2 protein-coding genes are annotated in these 1,488 nt (G+C 67.5%); both read right to left on the reverse strand.

Going from position 1 to position 1,488, the window contains the following annotated elements:
* Positions 1-971: IS3 family transposase (locus E1284_RS40640; protein WP_243715060.1), on the reverse strand; the 971-nt coding region annotated here is incomplete at its 3' end.
* The gene (locus E1284_RS40645; RefSeq protein WP_131945426.1) at positions 968-1,405 is read right to left on the reverse strand and encodes a transposase; all 438 of its coding nucleotides are present in this window, start codon (positions 1,403-1,405) and stop codon (positions 968-970) included. The genes E1284_RS40645 and E1284_RS40640, both read right to left, overlap by 4 nt.
* Between the last annotated feature and the right edge of the window lie 83 nt (positions 1,406-1,488).

The following is a 1,488-nucleotide window of genomic DNA, read 5'->3' on the forward strand; positions in this document are numbered from 1 at the left end:
ATCCAGGCCTTGTCGGGCAGTTCGGGCGGGACGGGCCTGGTGTGGAACCGTTCGGGGTTGGCGGTGTAGGCGGCGGCCAGTACCTTGCAGCGGCGGTCTCGGATCTTGGTCGCGGTGCCGTCATGGACCGATCCCGGGGTGTGCAGCCCGATCCCCGAGTGCCGGTGCTCGTTGTTGTAGTAGGTGAAGAACGCCTCGCAGAACCGTGTCGCCGCCTCGATCGAGGTGAACCGGTCGGGGAAGGCGGGGCAGTACTTCAAGGTCTTGAAGCCGGCCTCGGAGTAGGGGTTGTCGTTGCTCACGTGCGGCCGCGAGTGGCTGCGGGTGATGCCCAGGTCGATGAACAGCTGGGCGACGTTCTTACTGGTCATCGATGGCCCGTTGTCGGCATGGACATGTCCGGGCACGACCCCGCGGTTGGCGGCGAACGCCTCGGCCATGAACGCCTCGGCGATCGAGCCGGACTCCGACCGCACCAGCTTCCAGTGCACGACCTTGCGGGAGAAGATGTCGATCATCACCAGCAGGTCGTAGTAGACGCCCTTGAACGGTCCCTTCAGCTTGGTCACGTCCCACGACCACACCTGGTCGGGGCCGTCGGCGACCAGTTCGGGTTTGATGCGGGCCGGGTGGGTGGCCTGCCGGCGCCGTTCGCGGACCTCCCCGGCCCGGCGCAGCAGCCGGTACATGGTCGAGATCGAGCACAGGTAGGTGCCCTCGTCGATCAGTACCGCCCACACCTGGGCGGGGGACTTGTCGACGAACCGGTCCGAGCGCAGGACGGCCAGCACCGCCTCCTGCTCGGCCGCCGTCAGCGACGCCGGATGGGACGCCGGCCGGCGGTGCGGCCCCAGCGGCCGCGGGACGGGGTTGCGCCAGCGGTAGCGAGAAGCGCGGTTCACCCCGGTCAGCTCGCACGAGGCTTTGATGCCGACGAGGGGTTCCATCTCCTGCTGGGCCGGGAGGATCACTTCCTGGGCTCGGTGTCGGAGTCCGCGCTCTCGGAGAGCAGTTCCAAGAGCTCGTGTGCTTTTCCCATGATCGCCAGGGCCTTCTTGGTCCTGGCGAGCTCGTCGGCCAACCGGGCGTTCTCGGCGGCGAGCCTCTCGTTGGCCTTGTCCGCCTCGCTTCTGCGGGGCTTGGGGCCGGTGGGCTTGGCCGCCAGGGCATTCAGCGACCCGGCATCGCGCAGCCGCTTCCAGTCCTGGATGTGGGAGTGGTACAGCCCCTCACGGCGCAGCAGCGCACCACGGGCGCCCGGCTCGGTCAGCTGCTCCCATTCCTCCACGATCGCCAGCTTGTACTCCGGGCTGAACACCCGCCGCTTCGGCCGGTCGGCCCGAGGACCCTTCTTCTTGCCCACCACACCATCATCGGTGCGGAGATCGGCAACACTCAACGTCACGCTCGAAAGATCCCAGTCTCGCCCTACTTGCGTCACAGAAGACTAGTTCGTCCCCATGTCTCCCCTGAGTCTGACAGAGAGGG

Origin of the sequence: Actinomadura bangladeshensis, assembly GCF_004348335.1 — a bacterium.
Lineage (GTDB): Bacteria > Actinomycetota > Actinomycetes > Streptosporangiales > Streptosporangiaceae > Spirillospora > Spirillospora bangladeshensis.